This is a genomic window from Gimesia sp. (assembly GCF_040219335.1).
In the GTDB taxonomy this organism is placed as follows: Bacteria; Planctomycetota; Planctomycetia; order Planctomycetales; family Planctomycetaceae; genus Gimesia.
In genome coordinates, this window is the sequence record NZ_JAVJSQ010000007.1 from 353368 (window position 1) to 378093 (window position 24726).

Annotated in this window: 17 protein-coding genes; 7 read left to right on the plus strand and 10 right to left on the minus strand. The window is 56.1% G+C overall.

Annotated elements, in window-relative coordinates:
* Positions 1–32: 32 nt before the first annotated feature.
* Positions 33–1724, plus strand: a complete 1692-nt coding sequence (locus tag RID21_RS08760) for a PPC domain-containing protein (RefSeq protein ID WP_350188258.1) — start codon at positions 33–35, stop codon at positions 1722–1724.
* A gap of 315 nt (positions 1725–2039) precedes the next feature.
* Here RID21_RS08760 and RID21_RS08765 read toward each other — a convergent pair whose 3' ends face one another.
* Positions 2040–3581, minus strand: a complete 1542-nt coding sequence (locus RID21_RS08765) for a hypothetical protein (protein WP_350188259.1) — start codon at positions 3579–3581, stop codon at positions 2040–2042.
* A 174-nt stretch (positions 3582–3755) separates the two neighbouring features.
* Positions 3756–4772, minus strand: a complete 1017-nt coding sequence (locus RID21_RS08770; protein ID WP_350188260.1) for an alpha/beta hydrolase — start codon at positions 4770–4772, stop codon at positions 3756–3758.
* A 175-nt stretch (positions 4773–4947) separates the two neighbouring features.
* Here RID21_RS08770 and RID21_RS08775 point away from each other — a divergent pair, with 175 nt between their 5' ends.
* The gene (locus RID21_RS08775; RefSeq protein ID WP_350188261.1) at positions 4948–5697 is read left to right on the plus strand and encodes a metallopeptidase; all 750 of its coding nucleotides are present in this window, start codon (positions 4948–4950) and stop codon (positions 5695–5697) included.
* A 110-nt stretch (positions 5698–5807) separates the two neighbouring features.
* On the opposite strand, the gene RID21_RS08780 is transcribed toward RID21_RS08775, so the two are convergent.
* From RID21_RS08780 to RID21_RS08795, 4 genes are all read right to left on the minus strand, one after another.
* The gene (locus RID21_RS08780) at positions 5808–7118 is read right to left on the minus strand and encodes an EDR1-related protein (RefSeq protein WP_350188262.1); all 1311 of its coding nucleotides are present in this window, start codon (positions 7116–7118) and stop codon (positions 5808–5810) included.
* Positions 7119–7158: 40 nt separating this feature from the next.
* On the minus strand, positions 7159–8079 hold the full coding sequence (locus RID21_RS08785; protein ID WP_350188263.1) for a hypothetical protein: 921 nt from the start codon (positions 8077–8079) through the stop codon (positions 7159–7161).
* A 253-nt stretch (positions 8080–8332) separates the two neighbouring features.
* Positions 8333–8887: a hypothetical protein gene (locus RID21_RS08790; RefSeq protein ID WP_350188264.1), complete on the minus strand. Its 555-nt coding sequence runs from the start codon at positions 8885–8887 to the stop codon at positions 8333–8335.
* On the minus strand, positions 8887–9435 hold the full coding sequence (locus RID21_RS08795; RefSeq protein WP_350188265.1) for a pyridoxamine 5'-phosphate oxidase family protein: 549 nt from the start codon (positions 9433–9435) through the stop codon (positions 8887–8889). Before RID21_RS08795 ends, RID21_RS08790 begins: the two co-directional genes overlap by 1 nt.
* A 301-nt stretch (positions 9436–9736) precedes the next feature.
* On the opposite strand from RID21_RS08795, the gene RID21_RS08800 reads away from it, so the two are divergent.
* The 3 genes from RID21_RS08800 (at position 9737) to RID21_RS08810 (ending at position 15861) form a co-directional block, all read left to right on the plus strand.
* Positions 9737–11029: a Gfo/Idh/MocA family protein gene (locus RID21_RS08800; protein ID WP_145443318.1), complete on the plus strand. Its 1293-nt coding sequence runs from the start codon at positions 9737–9739 to the stop codon at positions 11027–11029.
* Between the two features lie 75 nt (positions 11030–11104).
* On the plus strand, positions 11105–13648 hold the full coding sequence (locus RID21_RS08805) for a DUF1080 domain-containing protein (RefSeq protein WP_350188266.1): 2544 nt from the start codon (positions 11105–11107) through the stop codon (positions 13646–13648).
* Between the two features lie 131 nt (positions 13649–13779).
* Positions 13780–15861, plus strand: coding sequence for an ATP-dependent helicase (locus tag RID21_RS08810; RefSeq protein WP_350188267.1), 2082 nt, complete (start codon positions 13780–13782; stop codon positions 15859–15861).
* A 2-nt stretch (positions 15862–15863) separates the two neighbouring features.
* Here RID21_RS08810 and RID21_RS08815 read toward each other — a convergent pair whose 3' ends face one another.
* Complete coding sequence (locus RID21_RS08815) at positions 15864–17099, minus strand: THUMP domain-containing class I SAM-dependent RNA methyltransferase (RefSeq protein ID WP_350188268.1); 1236 nt, start codon at positions 17097–17099, stop codon at positions 15864–15866.
* 134 nt (positions 17100–17233) lie between these two features.
* Here RID21_RS08815 and RID21_RS08820 point away from each other — a divergent pair, with 134 nt between their 5' ends.
* Together RID21_RS08820 and RID21_RS08825 are read left to right on the plus strand one after the other, a co-directional pair.
* Positions 17234–18229 (plus strand): sugar phosphate isomerase/epimerase family protein, encoded by a 996-nt coding sequence (locus RID21_RS08820; RefSeq protein ID WP_350188269.1) that lies wholly within the window; start codon positions 17234–17236, stop codon positions 18227–18229.
* 618 nt (positions 18230–18847) lie between these two features.
* A complete protein-coding gene (locus RID21_RS08825) occupies positions 18848–20470 on the plus strand; it encodes an arylsulfatase (protein ID WP_350188270.1) in 1623 nt (540 codons plus the stop codon).
* Between the two features lie 78 nt (positions 20471–20548).
* Here RID21_RS08825 and RID21_RS08830 read toward each other — a convergent pair whose 3' ends face one another.
* The 3 genes from RID21_RS08830 to RID21_RS08840 all read right to left on the minus strand — a co-directional run bounded on the left by RID21_RS08830 (position 20549) and on the right by RID21_RS08840 (position 24416).
* The gene (locus RID21_RS08830) at positions 20549–21565 is read right to left on the minus strand and encodes a hypothetical protein (protein WP_350188271.1); all 1017 of its coding nucleotides are present in this window, start codon (positions 21563–21565) and stop codon (positions 20549–20551) included.
* A gap of 236 nt (positions 21566–21801) precedes the next feature.
* A complete protein-coding gene (locus RID21_RS08835) occupies positions 21802–22077 on the minus strand; it encodes a hypothetical protein (RefSeq protein ID WP_350188272.1) in 276 nt (91 codons plus the stop codon).
* A gap of 1217 nt (positions 22078–23294) precedes the next feature.
* Positions 23295–24416 carry a hypothetical protein gene (locus tag RID21_RS08840; protein ID WP_350188273.1) on the minus strand — a complete coding sequence of 374 codons (1122 nt, stop codon included), beginning with the start codon at positions 24414–24416 and terminating at the stop codon, positions 23295–23297.
* Positions 24417–24726 lie beyond the last annotated feature (310 nt).

Consider the following 24726-nt stretch of genomic DNA (forward strand, 5'->3'; position numbering starts at 1 on the left):
AGCCCGCACTTCGACTGAGAATGAGTTTACCAATGTCCTGCCACGCCCCGATTCTGTCCGTCGTTCTCTCTTGTTCGTTGGTATTCAGTCTGGGGACGAGCGTCATTGCGGCTCCACCCAGCGTGAACTACCTGACTCCCGCGGGAGGCCAGGTCGGACAGAAGGTTGAAGTCAGTGTCGACAAGACCCTGGGGACACAGCCGGTTTCAGTCTGGACGTCGCAGCCGGGTCTCAAAATCGAGATCCCCGAGAAGCCGGCCAAGGGAAAAGAGAAACAGTTCACGGTCGAAATCACTGCTGAAGCGAAACCGGGTTTGTACTGGCTCCGCTTTCACAATGCCGAAGGGGCTTCTGAGATTCGACCGTTCCTGGTGGGAACGCTGCCCGAAGTGACAGGCGCGGAACCGAATGAAGATCTGGAGCACGCGCAGAAAATTGAACAAACAGCGGTAACGGTTAACGGCGTCCTGGCTAAGGCGGGTGATGTCGACATCTACCAGGTCAAGCTGAAGCAGGGGCAGACGCTGATCGCCTCACAGGTCGCCAACGAACAACTGGGTTCTCCCATGGATGGCGTCTTGCAGCTGCTGAATCATCGGGGAACGGTGCTGAAGCAGATGGACGATACCCTGTGGTTCGATCCGCGGATTGTCTTTACCGCTCCCGAAGAGGGCACGTATTATATCCGCACGTTCGCGTTTCCCGCTGATCCTAACAGTACGATCCGCTTTGCAGGCGCCGCCTCTTACATTTATAGACTGACGCTGACCACGGGTCCGTTCGTCGATCACAGTCTGCCCCTGGCCTGGCATCCCTCAACGGCACAGCCGGTTACGTTGGATGGCTGGAATCTGTCTGACAAGCTCAAGACATTGATGCCTGCGGTTTCCGATTTGAGCCAGGATGCGCTGCTGAGCGCTCCGGAACTGGGAAACAACCTGACGATTCCCCTCAGCACGACACCCGTGGTGCTGGAGACGAAAGAGACGCAGTCTGAGGCAGGTCAGCAACTGACGGTACCTGCCACGGTGACGGGGAAAGTGGCCGCTGCACAGGAGATTGACGTTTATCGTTTCACTGCGAAAAAGGGCGAGAAGCTCACCTTCAAAGTCGATTCTCACAAACTGGGCTACCCGCTTGATCCGTTTGTGAAACTCTTCGATGCGAAGGGCAAATTGCTCAAAGAAATTGACGATCCTCGCCGGAATTACTTCGATGCTGCACTGGACTATACGATTCCTGCGGACGGCGAATACCGGCTGCAGGTAACCGACCGTTTCGAGCATGGCGGCTTCCGCTATGTGTACCTGCTTTCGATTCTGCCAACGGAAGCGGACTTCTCCCTGCAGGCTGCCAACGAACAGTACACGCTGACCGCAGGCGACAAACCGCTGGAGATCGACGTGACCATCGATCGCCAGAGCCCCCGCTTCAGCGATGACATCGAAGTCAGCATCGCAGGGCTGCCCGAAGGAGTGACCTGCGAACCAGTCGTGTCTAAAGTGAAGGACAAGGGAGGCAAGTCGGTCAAGCTGAAGCTGGAAGCGAAGAAAGACGTCACGTTTCAGGGGCCGCTGGTGATTCAGGGGACGAGCGTCAAAGACAAATCGCAGCAGCACACTGCGACCGCGGTCATCAAAGGGATCAGCCCCAAACGCAACACGGCCCGCCCGAAGCCCGATCTCGAACTGCCTTATCTGTGGCTGACGATTAAGAAGAAGTAAGTCGCTCGCACGAAAACCCAGCCCGAAATGAGTTGGCGTCAGCAGCGCAGTTGTGTTCTGATCTTGCATGATCCCACCGTCAGTTTCCTGCACGCTGCGCTCGGCCCGAATTGCATTCGGGCTCACCCATTCTTTCATGGTGAATTTGAACCGTAGGGGCGGGACCTGTGTGTCCGCCCGCCTGGTGGTGTTCGATGACAGATTGCCAGGTGATGGGGAACTGTTGAACCGTGCGTAAAACAAAACCAGATCGCGCCGTTCCTGCGGGTAGCCACACAGGGCTACCCCTACCTTTGGTGAAGTGAGATTCAAGAATTACTTCAACTGCTGGATCATCTCCTGGGCTTTGGCTTCGAAGATGGCCTGCCATTCGGGGGCGAAGAGGCAGTCGCTGTCTTCCTGGGCGTTGCCGACGTTCTTCAGCTGATCCGCGGTGGGGGCGTAGTAGTTGTAGCCGTTGGTGTAGCCGGCGACGAATGTGTTTTCAAACGGTGACTTCTGCTTGATGTTGAGACCAATGTTGACCGTCAGTTCGGCGGGGAAGGTGATCATGCGGAAGTCGCCGAGCTTGAAGGCGACCACTTCCACGTCGATGGTTTTGCCTGCGGCCTGGTTGCGGGTCTGGTGCTTAGTGAGCAGGCGCAGATTCGCTTTGTTGCGGCTCATCTTTTCCATCTTGTAGATGTTGTTGATGTAGCGTTCCATGTTGGCGCGGTTCTCGGCGTCCAGCTTTTTCAGGCCGTCGCGTCCCAGCTTCTGTTCCAGCATGTAACGGTGCGAATAGTAGGACGGACTCTCTTCATACAGCTTGTACTTCACGATCAACGGCAGAAATGTTTTGAGGTTCAGGCTGGTTCCCTGCAGGGAGTTGAGCAGCTGCTCCTGTTCCTGCTTGAGTTCCGCGATCCGTTTTTCATTGTTGGAACGTGGGAGTGTGAGGGTTTCGTTGATGACTTTGAGGCCGCTGTTCTCGGTGCATTGGATTTTGCGGATTGCCTTCAGGGCACTCAGCGCGAGCATGTTTCCCAGGACTTCAGCGTCGCGGGGATTGTCGACGTCTTTGTACTGCACCGGGTTGATGTCGCCGCCACATCCCTGCACGAACAAAGCGATGGTATCTTTACTGAGGTTGTCTTCGATGACCTGAGACGCCAGCCCACTCATGTCGGCGGTGTTCCCCTTGTTGGGTACACCCTGAATGGGGTGACAGGCGAAGTTATACACGACGGCCACGGTTTCGCCATCCAGTGTGTCGAGCTTGAGAATGCCGATCTCCGGATCGATGGGACCGATGCCGGCCACTTCTTCATCGGGGGGGAGTGAATAGGCGTGACGCACGTCGGCTTCTTTCCCGTTCTTGAGGAACAGCCGCCGGTTTTCCATGACGCGGTCTTCGTGACCGGTGCCAACCCCGACTTTGACGGGCACCAGTTTCTTCGCGGCTGCTTTAATCGCCTGCACCGTCCGCTGTTCGACGTCGTTACAGACGATGCCGTGACAGTGGCTGGCGTTGATCATGATATTCTGCGGCTTGATCTTGAGATCTTTTTCGATCTGCCCTCTGACATTGTCGAGGTACTCGTTGGTAATCGAACCGATTTCGCCGATGGCGACCGCATCCACCGTGACGATGGCGGCGGTGTTGTCTCCCTCTTTGATGACCAGGGCCTTCACATACAGCGGATCATTCACCAGGGGCACATCGCGGTTCGTGATATCCACCTTGGCGGCTCCCGCCATCAACTCGGCGGCAGATACCATCCCGGGGAAACAGGCCATAACCAGCAGCAGCAAGTACGCGATCAGCAGGCGGCGCGAGAAGTGATGACAGTGGGAAGCATTCCGGAGCTGGTTCATAAGAGGCCTCAGGGTTTCAAGTTGCAAGGTCACAGATTTGCAGGGGCACGTAAGTTAATATTCTTTAAATATCCATGAGCTTCAGTTTAACCGGTGTAGTGGCCCGCTTTCATCCGTTGATTGCAAAAAAAACAGAGAAATCTCAACTCGGGTTGTGGAAGCTTTAAGACCAACTCAGTGATTGGTTACTGCCGGAAACAGTTCGCGGGTGAAGTCGTCGTAGGCGTCACGGAGTTTGAGGCGTGCTTCATACATCAGTCCGTTATGGCTGCCCCGCTCGATGGTGACCAGCTGCTTGGGAATCCCGGTCTCCGAGGAAGCCGGTGCGGCGTCGAACAGTTTTTTACCGAGCTTGTAGGGGACGATTTCGTCTTCGGTGCCGTGAATGATCAGCAGCGGGCAGACGATGTTGGGGATGACCGCCTGGCTGGGGTACTGATCCCAGAGCAGCCAGGAGACAGGCACCCAGGGATAGTGGTGCGAAGCCGCATCAACCATTGAGCTGAAGGTGGAACGGAGAATCAGTCCGGCCGGCGGCGTATGCTGCTCGCAGAGTTCGCTGGCGAGTAAGGTGGCGACGCCGCCTCCCAGCGATTCTCCCATGAGGATGATGCGGCCCGGGTCAACCTTGCGTTCGCGGACCGCGTATTTCCAGAAGGCGCGGGCATCGTTGAGCAGACCGGTTTGCGAGGGACTGCCCGGGTTTTCGGCGTAGCCCCGATAGTCAAAGGCGAAGACGTGCAGGTTCAGGCTGGCCAGCAGACGGCAGGTTTCCACGCGATGCAGGCGGTTGCCTCCGTTGCCGTGGAGCAGGATCACCACGGGGCGGCCTTTGGCCAGTTCCGCATCGCACTCCCCCTGATCGGTACAGGCGACCTGTCCCGCGAGATAGTGCCAGCCTTTGAGGTCCAGGCCGTCGTCGGTCGTGGTGGTGATTTCGTGGATGATGCCGTACGGGGCAGCGGTCTGATCTGTCGAAAGTTCAGGGACGCGGGTCGGCTGATAAATGAGCCGCCGTTGTGCGAGCATGAGCACCAGCATCGCGATGACATAAAACGCGAGCACCCGTGAGACATAATAAACGAGCATCTGTTTTCCGTTTTGCGGTTTATCCAGCAGGCCGCCGGGCAGCGACTGCCGCCAGGAGCGCGGAGGTTTCGGGGTCGATTCGGTCTGGGTTTCAAGATTCATGACAGGGCAACTCAAAGACGTTTCAGGAAGTGGACGCGTCTGATCTCATTTTAGACGTTCGTCTGTGGGATGCCAGTGGGAAAACCGGAAATCGGTTTTTGCGTTTCGTTCCTGCTGGGGAACCATTAAAATCGAAACCTCTATGATTCCTGCATTTAGAAAAAAGGGCCCTCCGATGCGGCATTGTCAAACTTTCTCGCGGACGGTTGCTGGCTGGCTGACATTGATTGTGGTGACTGTCGGTTGGAACCTGGTATGTCCGCCGTTACTGGCGGACTCCCCTGCTCCGTCGTTTGATCCGGTGGAACGGGAAGTGGAAGGCTGGCAGGTGGACGTCGATCCCGCGTTGTTTTCCGAGGCGCATGCGCAGGTGGGAACGCAGGCACTCGCGGCGCTGGGGAACCATCTGCAGCGGGTGAAGTTCATCGTGCCTGCGGAACGGGTCAAGCAGTTACAGGAGGTGCGGATCTGGCTGGAGCTGAAGCATCCGCAACTGGATCGCATGCAGTACCATCCCAACCGGGCCTGGCTCGTGGCGAACGGACATGATCCGCGGTTGGCGAAGCACGTGCATATTCCGGTGGCTGCGCAGTTGTTCGCCCGGAACATGTGGGCCCAGCATCCGTATGTGGTCCTGCATGAGCTGGCGCACGCCTACCACGATCAGGTCTTGAGCTTCGATCAGCCCGAGGTGATTGCCGTTTACGATGCTGCGAAGGAAAACGGTCTGTATGAAAAAGTGCTTTCACACACCGGTCAGACGGTGCGGCACTATGGGATGAACGATCACAAGGAGTATTTCGCCGAGTCGACCGAGGCGTATTTCGGCGTGAACGATTTTTATCCGTTCGTCCGCGCAGAACTGAAGACGCACGACCCGCGGATGTTTGCGCTGCTGGAAAAGATCTGGGGCCCGGTACCGTGAATGGGTGGGGATCTTTTAAACACAATCAAGCGAATCAGGGGGTGGGCCCGAATAAAATTCGAGCTCACCCGGTGGAGGAGGGATAGCTTTAGAGGCTCGTCTTTAAGGTGTTATTTTGATTCGGGGGTGGGAGTCTCTGTCTCTGGTTCTGTGGTGCTGTACCAGGGTTTGTTGTCGATGGTCAGGTAGCGGGCGGTGATCGGGGAGCCTGTGGGGGTCAGTGGTTCGACGCGGCGGTGCATCACATCGACAATCAGACGTCGGCCGTCTTTGAGGTGCAGTACGTTCCAGGCATGTCCGGCGTGGCGGGTGGCGTCACCGTAGTTGCCGCGAACGAGGGCGACATCGAGGCCCGCTTCATCGGCGAGGATTTTAAAAAGTAGCGCCCGATGTCGACAGACGCCGGCACCGCAGAGTTGGGTCACTTCGCCGATCAGGACGCCCTGGTTGGCGTACTCGTCTGTCAGCAGGACGACCGCTGCCATGGTGGCGCGGTTCTGCTGATCCAGTGACATGCTCTGGTCGATATACTGGGCGAGCTTCAGTGCCCGTTTCTCCGGCGGCAGCGACATGACTTCCTGGGAGCGGGCGTATTCCAGATGTTTCTGCAGAGCGGGATCCCGCTGACGGTCGACGATGATCAGTTCCCGACGGGAGCGGGTCTGTCCCCGGGGATCGACCTGCATGCCTCGACCGCCGTCAATGTAGCCGTCCAGGATCTTGAGCTGGGGAGCGATGTAATGTTGCGTGTGGTAATCGCGGGCCGCCTGTTGCTGTTCGGTTTTGAGGATGGGCCGCAGCTCGGCGGCACTCTGATAGCCGCGGAGTATCAGGTCCAGATACAGATCGGTGCTGCGGGGATTCGCCTGATGCAGTTCCACTGCGAGCAGATTGGTGCCGGCCTTGAGGTTGTCTGCCGGGATTGTGAAACGTTGATAAAGTCGCTCCAGCACGCCTCCCAGGGCATTGACGGCGGTGGTCTGTGGAGTGACCTGTCCGGCGGGCAGATTGTTGCGGGCGATCTCGGTGCCATTGAGGTAGACGACGACGCCGTCATCGCTGCGGATCAACAGGACCAGCTGGCGGAGGCCGGAGTCGGCGGGAACCGTAAAGGTGTGCCGGAAGTAGGCGGTGATCTGTCGATTCTGTGGATCGGTGCCAGCGCCTGTCGGTGTGTTGATTCCCGGTTCACCAAAGCCGAGCGGTGCGGGGCCGGACGACCAGGGCTGGTCATCGAAGGTCGACAACATCCAGTCGGCCCGGGGTGGAGTGGCGGCGTCGTAATATTTCCAGATGCTGGCCTTGCCTGATGAGATCAGCGTGACTTCCGCACGCACGGGCAGCGCCTGCAGGCAGAAGCTGACCAGGAACAGCAGGCCGGTTAAGGGAAGGCGGATGTGTGGTGTGGAGATGCTGCTCATCGTTGTTTCGCTGAAGCTGTTGTGATTGAGAAAAGGACTATTAGAGAATTTTGATTTTTGACCAGTCCAGTGGGGCGTCGTCGATTTCACGAGGCGCTTTCTGCCTGGGCGGGAGATTGAGATCACTCCATTCAAATTCGAGGGTCTTGATACTTTGGCCCTGACTGCGGACGGTCGTCACGGAGGTGGGGACCCAGATCGAATCGACCTGTTCCCAGCTGACAGTGACCTCTCGAAAGGGATGCTCGGGTTGCTGCTGTATTTCTGGGTAAATCCAGATTCTGTGTGAGAGCAGCGTGAGCCCCTGTCGCTCGTTAAAGCAGAATTCATTAATAATAATCGAGGGTCTCCCATCAGCATGAATGTGACCTTTCAGTCTGACATGCAGCAGGCCGGCGGCTTTGTCTTTCGACAGTCTGATCGTATCGTCCGACGACATTAAGCCTCTGGCCATGCTTAACTGGTACCAGAATCCAACCCTTTTAATGGAGTCGGGGCCTTTCCCGATGAGGCTGCTCTGGTTGAAACCGACGTAAAGTGGATTCCAGTGCACAAGTGAGCGAGGGACTTCAGTATGGGGATTCCAGACGCGGAGAGGGCGGGAGACGGTGCTGGGTACGCCGTTGATGAGCCAGAATCGGAACCGCTCCTGCGCCGTCAGCCTGACATGAAGTTCGTAGCGGGACTCAAAGTCAGTCGTGATCCATCCCCGTGTCCCTGGCTTAAGATCCAGTCGACCTTCCAGTTTGAATACTTTCCGCAGTGTGCGTGTTTCCGTTTCACCTGCGGCCAACTGCTCGGTGTAACACCATTGTTCTTCACCGCGGACCTTTACTCGGGCGGTGCGGAGCTCATCGCGACGCGCCCGCCAGGCTTTGAGGGTTGATCTCCAACGCTCGAATTCAATGTGCTGCGGTTTTTTTGCTGTGAGGGGTGCCGATGCGGAATCTGTCTCCGCCATTACCAGTGGGAGCCAGAATAAATGGAATACAGCCAGAACAGGGATCGGTCTAATTCGTTGCATGAGCGTGAGAGACTATCTGGAACAGGGTCTAAGCGACCGTTGGTCTGTCTGAATGTTTATCTGGTTGAGGGGCGAAGGTCAAGGTGATTTACGTGTAATTCCTATTCGGGGGAGGTTGGTCTGGGGAATGGGAACCGAGTGAGGAATCGTCGCTGGCGCTCGGCCCGAATTGCATTCGGGCTCACCCCGTTTATTGTTCTATCAGCGAGTAGACGGCAAAGATGCGATAGGGGCCTGGTTCGCAGTCTTTGAAAACGTCTGCGGACAAGAGGGAGTGAGCTTCCTCGAAGGTTCGCAGCAGGCAGTGGTGATTGACGGGGACGAGTTCTGCCATGAGGTTACAGGAGAGGCAGGAGCATTCCGGGACGGGGCCCAGGGAGAAGGTCACGATGTCGAAGCCTTCCAACTGTTTTGTCGGGGGGACTTCGACGCGGGTATGCAGTCCGTTGTCGACGGTGAAGGGTTGCCAGGAACCTGCTGTATGGTATTCCTGCTCAAAGACTTCGTAATAGAACAGTCTGGTTCCCGTCAGATCGAGGCCCGCTTCCTCTGCCAGATCGCGGAGGACTGCGGGGGAGTTGAAGAGCCAGTAATTGTTGTGTTTCCAGAATTCAATGTAGTCTGCAAAGTCGTCGGAGATGCAGTTACTGAGCGCGTAGATGTCCTCGACCTGATCGTTGACGAGCCAGCCTGTGTTGGGCTCGACACGTTTGGCCAGATAGCCGGCGGGAACCATGCCGGGCATTACTGGTCTTTCAGGATGTGGGTGGGAATGCCGTCCAGGCTTTGCTGGTTTTTGTCGTGCCAGTATTGCTGGATGCCTGCGGTGCCCTGTTTGGTGGCCCAGGAAGTGAGCTGTTCGCGTTCCTCGACATAATCGTAGAAGGGAACACCCATGCCGCAGGAGGTCTGAACCAGGTCGACCTGCATATCGAAGACCTGGCGGGCGCCGGGGTTCGGGGGGAAGTGAGCGGCGAGTTCCGTCCAGTCGCTGTCGTAGGGATGCACCACGCGGGCCTGTCCGTAAAGCCTGAGGATCAGTGGTTTGCCGGTGAAGGCACAGAACATGACGGTCATGCGGCCGTCCTGCTGGATGTGAGCCGAGGTTTCATTGCCGCTGCCGGTCATGTTGAGCCAGATCACGCGGTTGGGGCCCAGGACGCGGAATGAGTCCATCCCTTTGGGGGAGACATTGATGCGGCTGTCGGCGGTGGCAGTGCCGACGAAGAACAGCCGCTGGTCGTTGATGAAGTCGATCAGTTTTTCGGAGAGTTCGTTAAAACGTTGTCCCATGGTTTGACTTTCACAGGGAAAAGGAGGTCAGCGGTCGTCGGGCGGGAGCATCATAGCAGAGGGACAATTCGAGGGCAAAATCGGTTCGGCGGGAGGAGGAACGGAACGCGGTATTTATAAGTTTCCTTAAGTTTGGAAAGCGTCAAATCTGCACAAAATGGGGCCAATTTCAGAGACGCACGCCGCCGGGACCATTACAATAAATGAAACAGCATCCCGCCTGTTTCCATCCTTTGGTACTCTCACAGAGACGACATACCCGAACTCAGCCTGTTCTCAGATGGCTTTTGAGGAGAAACCGATGACGAATTCCAGTGCGCTTAATCGTCGTGACTTTATTAAAACCGCTGCTGCCGCCAGCACGGTCTTTTCTGCCCCCCTGATCATTCCCGGCACCGCGCTGGGCCTGAACGGCACCGTTGCTCCCAGTGAGCGCATTATCCTGGGGGGGATTGGCATTCGACGACGGGGCGGCTACGTGCTGAGCCACATGCTCGAACAGCCCGATGTGCAGTTTGTGGCGATCGCCGATGTGCGTGCGGATCAGCGGAAGACCGTAAAGGAAATGGCTGACAAAGCCAACGGCGATCAGAAATGCGAGACCTATCGTGATTTTCGCGAGCTGCTCGCGCGGGATGACATTGACGCTGTGCTGATTGCCACGGGGGACCGCTGGCACGCGACCGCTTCAATGATGGCTGCGGAAGCGGGGAAAGACGTGTATTCCGAGAAGCCGTGTGCGATTTCCATCGAACTGGCCCGCAAGCTGCAGCAGACGATTCAACGTACCGGCCGTGTGTTCCAGGCAGGGACGCAGCGGCGGAATGTGTCGAACTTCGCGCATGCGGCGCACCTGGCGCAGTCTGGTCAGCTGGGAAAGATTCATACCGTGCATGCTTCGATCTACCAGTTGATCGATCGTCACGACTGGTTGCCTGCGGAACCCGAGCCCGATCCGGAAGTGGTCGACTGGAACATGTGGCTCGGACCTGCACCGTGGCGTCCTTATAACCATGCCTATGTGGATGGTGCCTGGCGCGGTCATTACGATTTCGATTCCGGGGCCAAGCTGCTCGACTGGGGCGCGCATACACTGGATATCTGCCAGTGGGCGCTGGAAGCGGATGACACGATGCCCGTCACCTATGAACCGATGGATGTGCCCAACGACAATGTGATTGAGTGCGTCTACGAAAACGGCGTGAAGCTGGTCATGCGGCGGAATGGCTGGATGGGTCTGGGAACCTGTCCGGTCCGTTTTGAAGGGGAAGAAGGCTGGGTCGAAACCGGCGACTCGGGACAGACGGCGGTTTCCTCGAACCGTTTGCGGGCCTCCCTGCCCTCGCCGAGTGCGATTCCGGGAACGTCGCCCAAGTTCCATGTGCGAGATTTCTTTAACTGTGTGAAAACCCGTTCGCAGCCGGCTGCGAATGAAGACGTGATGGCCCGTTCGCACATCGCCTGCCACGCGGCCGCGATTGCCTGGAAGCTGGGTCGCAAACTGCAGTTCGACCCGGTCAAAGAAGAATTCGTGAATGATGATGAAGCGAACCGCATGCGGAGCCGCGCCATGCGGGAGCCGTGGACCGTTTAGTCTACGCCGCTGACCGTCGTCATCCGTTTTCCTGAATCAGCTTTAATTACTTCAGCACCTGAGGGATCCTCACTCATGTTCTCGTTCAGATTCTGTCTGCTCACAATTCTTTCTATCAGTCTGTTCTCTTCAGCCAACCTGGTTTCCGCTGCGGAGAAATCTGATACCGAAGCAACCCGGCTGGTCAACGTTCTCAATTCCGATGCGTCTACTTACGACAAAGCGATGGCCTGTCGCCGGCTGGCGGCGATTGGCGATGCGAAGTCGGTGCCTGCGATTGCCAAATATCTGGGTGATGAAAAACTGGCGACCTACGCCCGTTCGGCTCTGGAGAATATCCCGGCTGACGCTGCCGACCAGGCTCTGGAAGCGGCTCTCAAGTCCGTCAAAGGGGACCAGCTGGTAGGGGTGATCAACTCGCTGGCGAAACGGAGAGACAAAGGGGCGACCGCTGAACTGGCGAAACTGCTGGCGAATGACAATCCAAAAGTCGCGATTGCAGCAGCGCATGCCCTGGGGGCGATTGGTACAAGCGATGCCGCGGCTGCGTTGAAACAGTCACTGGGAACCGACCGGGCTGCGGTGAAGCAGGAGGTCGCGTTTGCCCTGTTGATGTGTGCCCGTTCGCTGGCTGACAGCAATAAGAGACAGGCAGTCGAGCTGACGGAAGTGGTGTTGCAGGCGGACCTGCCGGAGAACGTCAACCTGGCGGCAACGCAGCGGGCGATTGTGCTGCTGGGTAAGGATGGATTCGAACTGTTAGCGAAAACACTCAAAGCCGACGACCTGGCGCGATTCCGGGCTGGTCTGCAGGCAGCACGTAAGGTGGGACCGGAAGCGTCGAGGACGTTAGTCGCCGTTTATCCGGAGCTGTCTGACGAGCGGAAGGGGCTCGTGATTGCCGCGCTGAGCCAGTCCAAAAATGCGGGTGCCCTGCCCTTGATTCAGCAGGCACTGAAAAGTGACAGCGAAGCATTACAACTGCAGGCGGTACGTGCATTGAATGAGCTCGCTCCCTCACTGTCTGCTGACGAACAGTTGCAGGTGCTCGGGGATCTGTTTGCCCTGATGAAACCCAAGGTTCCGGAGCTTGCCTCAGCGGCCCGGGAGGGAATCGTGAGCATTCAAGTCAGTCAACCTGCAGACAAGGTGGCAGCGTCCATCGAAGAGAAGACTCTGAAACTGGTGGAAAGTGAAGCACTGCCGCAGCAACTGGAAGGCCTTAAACTGGCCGGCGAATGTCGACTCAGTTCGTTGACGCCGACAGTCCTGCAGCTGGTAAATCATGCCAACCGTGGTGTTAAGCAGGCAGCCATTGAAGCCCTGGGTGGGACAACCTCCTCTCAGGATCTGCCGAAACTGATAACGTTGGCGGTTAAGAATCCAGACGATGAGACGGCCAGCAATGCCCTCAAGGCGGCCTGTGCCCGGCTGCCACTCGAAGAGACGGCCCAGACGCTGGCACAGGCGATGGACGGGGCGTCGATTGAACAACAGCAGCTGATCCTGAATCAGCTGGCGGCCATTGGCGGCGAGACCGCTTTGAAAACCATGGTGGCGGCAGCTCGTTCGAATGAGGATGCCTTACAGAACACCGCGACCGACCTGCTGGGCAAATGGGTGACAATTGATGTCGCGCCGCCGCTGCTCGATCTGGCGCAGTCGCTGGAGAATCGCAAGTATCAAATCCGTGCGCTGCGGGGATACATCCGCGTGGCCCGGCAGCTGAATATGACGCCGGCTGAACGGCTGGAAGTCTGTCGTAATACGCTCGCGAATGCGGAGCGGAACGATGAGAAGAAGCTCGTGTTTGAAGTGCTGCGGCGTTATCCGACTCCCGAAGCGGTCAACTTCACCATCAATCTGCTCAAGGAGAAAGATCTGAACGTTGCCGCGTCTGCGACGATTGTTTCGTGGGCCGAACGGGGAACGCCGATCGAGAACACACTGCTGCGAGATGCGTTGCAGCAGGTGATAACAACAACAGACAACGCGGGTCTCAAGCAGCGGGCGGAACAGCAGCTGGAACGGATCAGCGCCCAGGCGGCGCAGGAAGAGCAGGCACTCGGGTTTCAGCCGTTGTACGATGGGAAAACATTTAACGGCTGGCACGGGAACGAGGAGATCTTCCGAATTGAAGATGGTGAGATTGTCGCCGGCAGCCTGACGGAGAAGGTCAAGCAGAACGAGTTTCTGCGTTCCGATAAAGAGTACGAAGACTTCGAACTGATGCTGGAATTCAAGCTGCTGGGCGAGAAGACGAACGCGGGTGTGCAGATTCGTACTGCAGAGATTCCCAACGATCACGAAGTCAGTGGTTTCCAGGCAGACCTGGGGACCGGGTACTGGGGGTGCCTGTATGACGAATCGCGTCGAAGAAAAATTCTGGCCGGTCCGCCCAAAGAGATTCGCGATCTGCCCGTTCGTATGAATGACTGGAACACGTATCGGATTCGCTGCCAGGGGCCGCGGATTCAGCTCTGGATCAACGGGGTGCAGACGGTCGATTATGTCGAACAAGACCCGCAGATTCCGCTGAAGGGAATCATCGCGCTGCAGATTCATGGGAACCTCGTGAACCAGGTGCACTATCGGAATGTGCGTTTGCGTGAGCTGTAAACGAGCCTGAACGCAGGGAAAAACGGTCGTTCTGCACAATTTTGGCGGCCGCCCCTTGCGATCATCGTCTGTGCCGCGAAAATAGGGGTTGAGTTTCGTTTTTCACTTCGTTCGACCCCGATGAGGCACGGATGTCAGAGATTCCGCAACACATTGAAGACCTGTTCGCGCAGCTGAACCCCCAGCAACGGGCGGCGGCCTGTCACGATAGCGGTTCGCTGTTGATCATCGCCGGTGCGGGAACGGGAAAGACGACCACGCTTTCACACCGGGTGGCCTGGCTGATTTCTCAGGGCATCGATCCGAGCCGGATTCTGTTGCTGACCTTCTCCCGCAGAGCCGCGAATGAGATGGTCCGCCGCGTCGATGCACTGCTGCGGGCGATGGGTAACAGTCGTGAACACGCCGCCTCGGCCCGCTCACGGAGTATCTGGGGAGGCACGTTCCACTCCACGGCGGCACGTCTGTTGAGACGCTACGGTCAGTCGATCGGTCTGCCGGATGACTTTACGATCATCGATCGCAGCGATGCCGAAGACCTGATGAGCTCTCTGCGGAGCGAACTCGAACTGGGAAACAACGTGGCCAAGTTTCCTCGCAAAGGGACGCTGGTTGAAATCTACAGCCGCTGTGTGAATACCTGCCTCAAGCTGGAGCCGGTACTCGAACGGTATTACCCGTGGTGTCTGGAGCATGTAGAGGCACTCAAGCAACTGTTTCAGGCGTTCGTCGATCGCAAGGAGCAGCAGAACATTCTCGACTATGACGATCTGCTCCTGTTCTGGCACGCACTCTCTTCCGATCCCGCGGGGGGAAAACTGCTGCGAGGTCAGTTCGAAGCGGTACTGGTGGACGAGTACCAAGATACGAACGTGCTGCAGTCGGGCATCCTGAAAAATCTCTGTCCCGACGGAGCAGGTCTGACGGTTGTGGGCGACGATGCTCAGTCGATCTATTCCTTCCGGGCGGCGACGGTGCGGAACATCCTCGATTTTCCCGAAGAGTATCCGGGGACGACGGTGGTCACGCTCGAAGAGAACTACCGCAGTACGCAGCCGATCCTGGCGGCGACAAATCAGATCATCGATGAAGCGCATGAGCGCTACGAGAAGAAACTCTGGTCGTCGAAAATTGCCGGCGAGCCACCGATCCTGGTGGACTGCAGCGACAATAACGAGCAGGCCGACTTCGTCGTGACGCAGGTACTCGAACACCTGGAGGCGGGCATTCCCCTGAATCAGCAGGCGGTGCTGTTCCGGGCTTCGCATCACAGTCTCGCGCTGGAAGTCGAACTGGCCCGGCGGAACATTGCCTATCATAAGTACGGCGGATTGAAGTTCATTGAAACGGCACACGTCAAAGACCTGATGGCGTATCTGCGACTGGCGGAAAACCCCCGCGATGCGGTTTCCGGTCTGCGGGTGCTGACATTACTGCCGGGCATCGGTCAGAAGAAGGCGCAGCAACTGCTCAACCTGCTGGCGGAATCCGGGTTTCGCTTTGATGCCTGGTCGGAATTCAAACCACCGGCGGCAACGGTCGAGCACTGGCCCTTGTTTATTCGGCTGATGAAGAACCTGTCATCGCCGCAGTCCGAGAAAAAAGGGATCTCGTCTGAAGTCCACCAGGTGCGGACGTTTTACAGTCCCCTGCTCGATCAGCAGTACGACAATGGGCCGGCCCGCCAGCGCGATCTGGAGCAGCTGGAGCAGGTCGCCAGCCGGTTCAGCAGCCGGATGAGTTTCCTGGAAGAGATCACCCTCGACCCGCCCAGTTCAACGCAGGACATTGCCAACGACAGTAGCAAGACGGACGACGACTTCCTGGTGCTGAGTACGATTCATTCTTCGAAAGGTCTGGAGTGGGACGCGGTCTATGTGCTGCAAGCGGCGGACGGCAGCATTCCGTCCGAGATGTCGCTGGAGAGCAATGATGAGATCGACGAGGAACGCCGGCTGTTCTATGTGGCGCTTACGCGGGCGAAGAACTGGCTTTATGTCTGCTTCCCGCATCGCCAGTATTTCCAGAACCGACGCTGGAACCAGGCACACAGTTACGCGCAGCTGACGCGGTTCATTTCCTCAAAGACACTCCCCCTGTTTCAGCGGCGGCCTGCGTTTAACGCTGAGGATCTGGATACGCCCGAAGAGGCACAGATCGAAACGACGGCTGAGGACATTCGCAAGAATATCCGTAATATGTGGTCCAGCTGACTTCAGTCGGCGGAGTCGGTTGTGTCGTCAGCCGGGGTGTCGGCTTCTGTTTCCGATGTAGACTCTGAATCCGCATTCGTCGCGTCGTCCCAGGGTGACCTTTTGCGTGGCGGGGGTGGTCCGGGAAACTGGTAGTAGGTGCATTCGATGCGCCCGTTATACAGCTTGCGGCGACGGGCCTTGCGGTCGAAGATGCGTTCGAAACCGGGATGCGAGGTGAGCACGTAGATCGACCAGGTATCCAGGGGCGCGAAGACCTCTTTCATCTGGCGGTAGATGACCTCGGCTTCTTCCTTTTCGCCGAGTCGTTCCCCGTATGGGGGGTTGGTGATGATGCAGCCGTATTTGCGGGGCGTGCTGAACTCGGCGACCGGCTGATCCTGAAAATGGACGAGCTCATCGACACCCGCTTCGCGGGCATGGTAGCGGGCCATGCGGATCATGCCGGGATCGATGTCGTAACCCTGCAGACGAAATGAGAGGGCGTCGAGGTCCTGGAGGTCGCGGGCTTCTTCGCGGGCCTGTTCCCAAAGTTCGGCAGGAATCTTGTGCCACTCTTCCGCGACAAAGCTGCGGTTGAGTCCAGGGGCGGTGTTGGTGCCAATGAGGGCGGCTTCGATGGGAATCGTACCCGAACCACAACAGGGGTCGACCAGGGCACGTTCGTTGTTCCAGTAGCTGAGCTGAATCAGCCCGGCGGCGAGTGTCTCTTTAAGCTGGGCACCGGCGGTGAGTTTACGATAGCCGCGCTTGTGCAGGCCGGGGCCGGTGGTGTCGATACAGAGCGTAGCGCGATCTTTGAGGATCGAGACGCTGACCGAGTACATGGGGCCGTCTTCGGGGAACCAGTCTTTGATGTAATGATCCTTGAGACGCTCGGCGATCGCTTTCTTGACCATCTTCTGCGAGTTTTTGGCGCTGTTGATTTTGGAGCGGACTGCGGTGGCCCGCACGGGGAAGCGCGCGGAGGGGGGCAGCCAGCGTTCCCATTCCAGATCGCGGGTTTCGTCGAAGAGATCGTCGAAGTCGAGAGCCGTGAATTCGCCGAGGCAGATCAGGATGCGGTCGGCACTGCGGAGCCAGAGATTGCAGCGGCAGATCGCTGCTTTATCCGCCTGGAACATGACGCGACCGTTTTCGACGGTCTGGTCTTCGTAGCCCAGCTGCTTCAGTTCGCGGGCGACGACGGCTTCGAGGCCAAAGGTGGACGTGGCGATCAGGGTGAGCGGCTCAGACATGCGGACAGTGGTTCTTTTGGGATTTCAGTAAAACGGTCAATACCGGTAGAAAATGGGTCGAACGGTGATCATACTCTATAGAAAGGTCTCCCTCGAATTCTACCCGACAACTGATCATAAAGAAGGTTTTCAACATGCGGAATACTCCCCACCCTCATAATCGGCTTCCCCGACGGGATTTTCTGAAACAGGCATCTCTCTCGGCTCTGGCAGGCACCATGCTGGCCGGCGGTGCGGGGGAAACTGCGTCTGTGCAGGCGGGAGAAACGAAAAAAGAGAAGTCGGCGGGCGGCTATCAGCTGGGGGCGTTCACGAAGAGCTTTCAGGACATGCCGATTCCCGAGGTGTGTAAAGCGTTCAAGTCGATCGGCCTGGACGGACTCGATCTGACCGTGCGGCCCAAGGGGCACATCCTGCCTGAGAATGCGGAGCAGGAACTGCCGCAGGCATGTGCGGCGGCGAAAGAGGCGGGTGTGAAAATCCTGTTTCTGACGACGATGATTGACGAGCCCGACAAAAACGCCGAGCGGATTCTGGCGACCGCGCAGGAACAGGGCATCGACCGGGTCAAGATCGGCTATTATCGCTACAAGCCATTCGGCACGCTGGCGCAGCAGTTGAAAGAGACGACGAAGAAAATCGGCAACGTCGCGAAGCTGTGTCAGAAGTACGAAATTCTGCCCTGCGTGCACGTGCACTCAAATGCGTTTCTACCTTCACACGGGACGCAGCTGTATCAGCTGATCCAGGATTACTCGCCGCGGGAAGTCGGGGCGTATGTGGATATGCTGCACATGGTCAAAGAGGGGAGCGGCGACGGCTGGCGGCAGGGCCTCGATCTGCTGGCTCCCTGGATCTCATTGTGTGCGGTGAAGAACTTTGCCTGGGAGCGGGGTGAAGGCCGCGATAAGAAAGGCCATCAGAAATGGGAAGTCAAAACGGTTCCCGTGGCGGACGGCATTTCACCGATTCCTGAATACGTGGATGTCCTGCGGAAGCTGGGCTACGAAGGGATCTTCTCACTGCACAGCGAGTACAAGGGCCGACACAGCTGGAAAGAGTTGAGCACACAGGAATGCCTGGACCAGACGGCCGTCGATGCGAAATATTTCCGTTCGCTGTGGTCGTAAGGTTTGAACCACGAATCGCGCGGAATTGATGACTACTACGAACGGCACGAAAAACACGAAAACCATTCTGGGGTAGGGGCAGGCCTGTGTGCCTGCCCGCCTGTGGGGCCACGTGATTTTATTTAATGTGTGGATGGAATCTGTGGATGATTCGAGTTATTGACAGCAAATTCGTCGAACTGCGGGCGACCACGCAGGGTCGCCCCTACCGCGGATCTGGTTTGTATCACGTCTTTTCCATAACGGATTAGATGAACCACGAAAAGCACGAAAGACACGAAAACAAAAGACAGGGGGTGGGCCCGAATGCAATTCGGGCTGAGCGCAGCGAGCAGGAAACAGACAGTGTGATCTGCGAACTATTGAAAGAAACTGTCACACAGGAAGCAACAGAGGTCGGAGATTGCTTACCCGTTCGTGATCGTGCTCTGACAGTTTCCTGTTGTCTGCGACAACCGCGAATTACATTCGCGGTCACCCGGTTTCAATTCTTATCAATTCGGAATATGGTATTAGACTCCAACTGAGCGGCAAGGCGCTACCCGCTGGTTGTGTGTGACAGAGCTGTTGATCTTACCGGTGGTTAGCGCCATTCCGCTCAGGATGGGGTGCCTGTTTATGGTTCGGACGATCTTTGCTACTCTGACCTGTCTGGTCGTCTGTCTGACTGTATTGACGGCTGATGTGGCGCAAGCGGAGCGGCCGAATATCATTCTGATTATGGTCGACGATATGGGTTTCTCCGATCTCGGTTGTTACGGCAGCGAGATTGAAACGCCGAACATCGATGCCCTGGCGGCGGGGGGCGTGCGGTTCTCGCAGTTTTATAATTCAGGGCGCTGCTGTCCGACGCGGGCGACGCTGATGACAGGACTGCATCCGCATCAGACCGGGATTGGCTGGATGACGAATCCGCCGAATCAGACGCGGGGCTATTCCAAACCGCCGGCTTACCAGGGGTATCTGAATTCTCAGTGCGTGACGCTGGGTGAAGTACTGGGGACAGCCGGCTATGCGACTTACATGGCGGGGAAATGGCACCTGGGATTTAACGACCAGGATCGCTGGCCTTTGCAGCGGGGGTTCGAAAAATATTTCGGTTGTGTTTCGGGGGCGACGCGATATTTCCATCCGGTAGCGCCGCGGGGGATGACCTTTGGCAACCAGGATATCGAAAATCCCGAGAGCACGACAGATCGTCCGTTTTATACAACCGACGCTTTCACCGATTACGCGATTCGTTTTCTCAAGGAACATCAGGAAAACGCAAAACAGAAAACGGATCCGTACTTTCTGTATCTGGCTTATACGGCGCCGCACTGGCCGCTGCAGGCGCATGAGGAGGAGATCAAAAAGTATCGCGGCAAATACCGGATTGGCTGGGATGAACTCCGCAAACGCCGGCTGGCGAAACAGAAGCAGCTGGGACTGATTTCTGCGGAGACCAGGCTTTCGCCCCGTGATGCGGAGGTGCCGGCCTGGGAGACATTGAAGCCTGAGAAGCAGGATGAGATGGATCTGAAGATGGCGATTTATGCAGCGATGATCGATCGGATCGATCAGAACATCGGCAAGCTGGTGGACTGGCTCAAGGCGCACGATCAACTGGACTATACGCTGATTCTGTTCCTGGCGGACAACGGAGGTTGTGCTGAAGGGGGCGTGCTTGGTCGGGGTGAGTTCCGGGATGTCGAGAAACGGAACCAGGAGCACAGCAACAGTTACGGGAAAGCGTGGGCGAATGCGTCCAACACGCCTTTCCGACTGTATAAGCATTTCGCGCATGAGGGGGGAACGTCGACGCCGTTCCTGATGCACTGGCCGGCACAGATTCAGCCGCGCGCCGAGTGGTACACGAGCCCGGCACAGCTGATTGACGTGATGCCGACGTTGCTCGATGTGGCGGGAGCCGACTATCCGGAAACGTTCGCCGGCAACAAGATCCACACTCTGGATGGCATTTCACTGCGTCCGGCGCTGACGGGAAAACCGCTGGAACGGGGGCGACCGATCTTCATCGAGCACGAGAGTAACGCGTTCGTGCGTACCGGTGACTGGAAGCTGGTGGGACGAGGTGTGTCGCCGGCCAAGGGGTATCAGCCGCAGAAGTGGGAGCTGTACGATGTGCAGGCAGATCGTACGGAGCTGAATGACCTGGCGGAACGGAGGCGCGCGGTGGTGGATGATCTGAAGTCACAGTGGGAGGCGTGGGCGAAGCGTGTGGGGGTTTATCCGAAGTGAGGTGGACCGCGAAAGGGTTTGCTTCCTGGGTTTTTAACTACCACGGTCGGCACTAAAAGCACGAAAGGAATTCAGGCGTCAGTTGTCCTCACTTTCGAGGGCTGCCATTTCCAATACGTCGAGATAGTATCTTGAAACAAATGTATTTAAGAAAAAGGGCGAATTGAAAACAATCACGGACTGAGCTTTGATCCGCTTGATATCGAGTTTTTCGTCCGAAGCCAGATTAGTCTGATCCCAGACGAGTTTCACGACATCGGGTGTGACCTTATCCAGAGATGGTAATAAACGGCTCATGTCTTCCCAGAGCTCCCTGCTCTGTTCCTTAGGTCTGATCTGGTTAAAGAACCATTTATGCTTGACTGGGTCAAAGCGATTTAGAGGAGTGTCTTCTATTGGATTTTCGCCAGACCAGGTATCCCGGATGAAACTAAGGTCCTGCATTAGAGACTCGTGGCTGGAAAAGTAAGTCGCGTGCGAATTAAAAGGAATCCTGGCGCCGGACCCCAGATACAGTTTGATCGAGAAAGGATCCAGGTGTGTGATGAGCAGGTCAAACAGATTGCGAATATTTTCTAAGTTTCGCAGAACGCATTTTTTGTAAGTCAGATAGCTCTCTTCTTTCTTGGAAATGTCTTCGTCGTCCCTTACCAGAACTTCTGGCTGAAAGAAGAAATGCTGGACAGGATTGAAACTGATTTTCCCCAGTCCTTCTTCAAGAGGATAGTGTCCACGGAACTGACCCGCGCCCCATGCATACACACTGAGACTTCCAAAATGTTTCTTCGGTTTGTTCCCCGAATTCGTTTGATGGTAAGGATAGGATGTCGCAAGCGAAATTTTATAGTCCGACTGAACATCCAATTGATTAATTGTTTCGGTGAACTTATTAAGACGGGTTTTGGAATCTCGCTGCGAATCTTTGATGTCACTCCGATATTCACGATAAGGAGAGAATTGAGTGATGTTTAAACCATGCCAGTCTGAAGTGTATGAACTCCACTCGTTGACAGCCTTGATCAGCTTCCAGAATGTATCAATACAGTTGAATTCTGTCGTCTTGGGATAGATGTGGAGAGAGAGATCTTGTGACATACTGTCTGATTTTCAGTTTTCGGTGTCGGTTCCGTGACCTTGATTTCTTCAAGACACTGTGGATGGTGATGGGTTCTATTCTATTACGGAATCGTTCTGAATGTGATCTATTTTCTGTATATGAGCTTACCCCTGTTTTATCTTGAGCGGCAAGGCGCTCGCCGCCAGTAATTTTTTGCGACGCTGGATATAGTACCGGTGGCTAGCGCCATTCCGCTCACTTGTGTTGGTTTTATTCAGGGTAAGAGTGCTGCGATTACGCCGCCGATGAGTGCCATGACTGGTGCGACGAAAAAGAAGAGACAAAAAGGGAGGAGTAACGGCGTGCCACACACTGCGGTGCCGGGAGGTAAAGTGGCTGTGTATGCTGAGAACTGGTAGACGAAATAGAATCCGGCCAGCACGGGAAGTGCGGCACCGGAAGCCGCACCGATGAGAGATCGCCGTAAGTGGTTCAGGTCCTGGTCTGGCAGGTCAGGTGTGTCGGGGTCCTGAGGTGGTTGTTGATGCATCGTCTGCTCACACGTCTGAGGAGGTTGGATGTGGTTCAGGTGCATTATATCGTAAAGTTGTATCGTTGGCTGTACTTTTCGTGAGATTGCGGGGTGGGGGCTGCGAAATGCTGTGCTTCCATGAATTTATATCTACCACGGACGGCACGTAAAACACCTGAGAAATTCTCATGCAGGGGCTGGCCTGTGTGCCTGCCCGCCTGTTGGGGCACGTGATTTTATTTAACGTGTGGATGGATGCTGTGGATGACTTCGAGTTACTGACAGCAATTTCATCGAACTGCGGGCGACCACGCAGGGTCGCCCCTACTGCGGATTATGTTTGCACAGTGCCCCGCAGTATTTATTGTTATATCGCGTTCATTCCAGAGCGGATTTGATGAAGCACGGACGGCACGTAAAGCACGAAAGAAATTTAGTGGGTCGCTGGTTTTGTGGTTGGATGCTGATCAGTGCAGTGTCTGATATTCAGCTGGGTGTGGCTGGTGCCGATGTTTTATAATTCGTGGAGATGAGGGCGCTCGTCGATTTGTTGAGACAAGCTGTTTTGATCGCGGGGGCTGTGGTCTCCTGCGCGCTGCGCTTGGCATGAATTTAGTTCGGGGTTACCCCTGTTTTTTCCTGAGCGGAATGGCGCTAGCCACCGGTGTTATCTGCAGCATCGCTAAAAAATACCGGCGGTTAGCGCCTTGCCGCTCACGGTGGGGGGGCCTTTTGTTTTATCAGGTGGGTGGATACATGGGGCCGTTACTGCGCGATGAATGTTACTGGAGGGATGTTTGATGTTTTGGAATCATCTTCAAAGGCACGGGGAGGTCAAGACAGAATTTTGTCCTGATGTGACCGGATTTTGTCCTGGTCTGGCCCGGAATTTGTCCCGCTGTGGCCTGATTTTGTCTCGTTTGGGGGACCTGTTTCTGGGGAACCGGTTCTCAGAAAACAGGTGGATCTATAGTGAAAAACGACGGAGATTCAGGTGCTGCTGTGTCAGTGGTGGGCTGTGTTTCGGTACTCATTGACCCGCCTCGCGCGCGAGCCAGGAGGGAAACATAGGGATCGGCGGGAGGGAATCAAGTTCAGTTTGTGTCGTGGATAGGGGGCAGTGGTGCGGGGGTATGCAGGTGGGAAACAGATCAGGGGGATGAGGATTTGGAACCACGAAAAGCACGAAAGACACGAAAATGCTGGAGCGTTCGGATGTGGAATGTGATTCGAGTTTACTTGATTAACAGTGGAAACTGGCTGGCGGGAACCAGGCGGCCTTCGTATTGGACGAAGGCTTTGCCGCGGATCTGGTCGACGATGCGTTCGCCGGGTTTCAGCTCGAGTGATTTGATTTCGAACAGATTTGGATCGAGTGGCTGGTTGAGTTTTGATTCGACCAGTTTGAAGTTCTGGCGCAGGTCGATTTCTGTCTGGTCTGCCAACCGGGAACTAAAGCGGACCACATCGACTTCGTGAGGTAAGAAGATATCGCCGACCTGATTGTAAAGAAAGGTGCGTTTATGGATCAGTCTTGAGCCACGGAACTGTTCGTATTTGATGGCGTTGAAACCAAAGCGGGAGTCGTAGGTTGTTTCAGAGCGGATGGGGGCAACTTCGATTTCTGGTGAGTTATAATCGATTTTGACGAGGTATTGACGGTGATTCGATTCCGGAGTGAGTTCTGTGATCATAACCCGCTTGGTAACTTTGAAATTCTCTTCAGTGCCTGGTTTGCCGCTCAGTGCGTCGGCGTACATACGACAGGTTCTGGCAAAGGTGTGTGAGCCGTTACCAGTCAGTTCCCGGGGATCGAAGAAGAGACCGTTGTGTTCGGATTCAAACTGGAGCTTACGAAACAGGACGCGTCCTTTGGAGCCTGGGATCAGGATTCCTTCGGGAAAACCTTTGACGGAGCCGAAGGGTTTCTCACTCAATTCCCAGACGTCCAGACCCTGGACGATCCATTGGGTGTTTGTTGGGTGAACCACTTTCATGGGAGTCTGTGGCGTCAGCAGGTTGAACTCATCGGGCTTTCTGGTTTTGTGGTAATTTACCCGCAAGCGGTCGTGAATTTCGTCCAGCCAGAAGGTGTTCTGTCCCTCGGTGGTTTGCCATTTGGAATCTTTGGTAATGCGCGGATCAGTTAACCGGACTTGATTTTGAAAGAGGCAGGTTCCCTGCCAGGTGTGGATGGCGTCGAGATTTTTGGTGAGTTCCTCTGCGAGGAGTTGCAGCGCGTGTTCGGTTTCCGCGGCATTGAGTTCGCGCTTTGGTGTGGTGTCGGCAGCGGTACTCGGGGTCGAGGCGGTCAAACAGAACAGGAGTGTAAGGCTGAGGAGCAGACGAACGGACATGGCGTGTTCCTGACGGGATCGATTGAACAATGACCGGTTAATTTATGCGTGTATAGTATAGCAGGGAAAGGGGACGCGTGGTGAGAAATCTGAGGGGAACCATGGAATGCACGAAAAAGTCCTGAGCGGAATGGCGCTCGCCACCCGTGTTATCTACAGCGTCGCCAAAAATTACCGGCGGCTAGTAACTCCGCTCTTAAGTTCGTTCTCACCAGAAAGAATATTTACGCCGTCTTCCTGTTTTTTGTAGACCACCAGATTACTGGTGACAAAAATGCTCTTCCGAGGTCTGATGAGGAATCTCACCTCA

What these genes read in the sequence shown, in the direction of transcription:
- RID21_RS08760 (WP_350188258.1), top strand. Translation starts at nt 33, where the DNA reads ATGTCCTGCCACGCCCCGATTCTGTCCGTCGTTCTCTCTTGTTCGTTG.
- RID21_RS08765 (WP_350188259.1), bottom strand. Translation starts at nt 3,581, where the DNA reads ATGAACCAGCTCCGGAATGCTTCCCACTGTCATCACTTCTCGCGCCGC.
- RID21_RS08770 (WP_350188260.1), bottom strand. Translation starts at nt 4,772, where the DNA reads ATGAATCTTGAAACCCAGACCGAATCGACCCCGAAACCTCCGCGCTCC.
- RID21_RS08775 (WP_350188261.1), top strand. Translation starts at nt 4,948, where the DNA reads ATGCGGCATTGTCAAACTTTCTCGCGGACGGTTGCTGGCTGGCTGACA.
- RID21_RS08780 (WP_350188262.1), bottom strand. Translation starts at nt 7,118, where the DNA reads ATGAGCAGCATCTCCACACCACACATCCGCCTTCCCTTAACCGGCCTG.
- RID21_RS08785 (WP_350188263.1), bottom strand. Translation starts at nt 8,079, where the DNA reads ATGGCGGAGACAGATTCCGCATCGGCACCCCTCACAGCAAAAAAACCG.
- RID21_RS08790 (WP_350188264.1), bottom strand. Translation starts at nt 8,887, where the DNA reads ATGCCCGGCATGGTTCCCGCCGGCTATCTGGCCAAACGTGTCGAGCCC.
- RID21_RS08795 (WP_350188265.1), bottom strand. Translation starts at nt 9,435, where the DNA reads ATGGGACAACGTTTTAACGAACTCTCCGAAAAACTGATCGACTTCATC.
- RID21_RS08800 (WP_145443318.1), top strand. Translation starts at nt 9,737, where the DNA reads ATGACGAATTCCAGTGCGCTTAATCGTCGTGACTTTATTAAAACCGCT.
- RID21_RS08805 (WP_350188266.1), top strand. Translation starts at nt 11,105, where the DNA reads ATGTTCTCGTTCAGATTCTGTCTGCTCACAATTCTTTCTATCAGTCTG.
- RID21_RS08810 (WP_350188267.1), top strand. Translation starts at nt 13,780, where the DNA reads ATGTCAGAGATTCCGCAACACATTGAAGACCTGTTCGCGCAGCTGAAC.
- RID21_RS08815 (WP_350188268.1), bottom strand. Translation starts at nt 17,099, where the DNA reads ATGTCTGAGCCGCTCACCCTGATCGCCACGTCCACCTTTGGCCTCGAA.
- RID21_RS08820 (WP_350188269.1), top strand. Translation starts at nt 17,234, where the DNA reads ATGCGGAATACTCCCCACCCTCATAATCGGCTTCCCCGACGGGATTTT.
- RID21_RS08825 (WP_350188270.1), top strand. Translation starts at nt 18,848, where the DNA reads ATGGTTCGGACGATCTTTGCTACTCTGACCTGTCTGGTCGTCTGTCTG.
- RID21_RS08830 (WP_350188271.1), bottom strand. Translation starts at nt 21,565, where the DNA reads ATGTCACAAGATCTCTCTCTCCACATCTATCCCAAGACGACAGAATTC.
- RID21_RS08835 (WP_350188272.1), bottom strand. Translation starts at nt 22,077, where the DNA reads ATGCATCAACAACCACCTCAGGACCCCGACACACCTGACCTGCCAGAC.
- RID21_RS08840 (WP_350188273.1), bottom strand. Translation starts at nt 24,416, where the DNA reads ATGTCCGTTCGTCTGCTCCTCAGCCTTACACTCCTGTTCTGTTTGACC.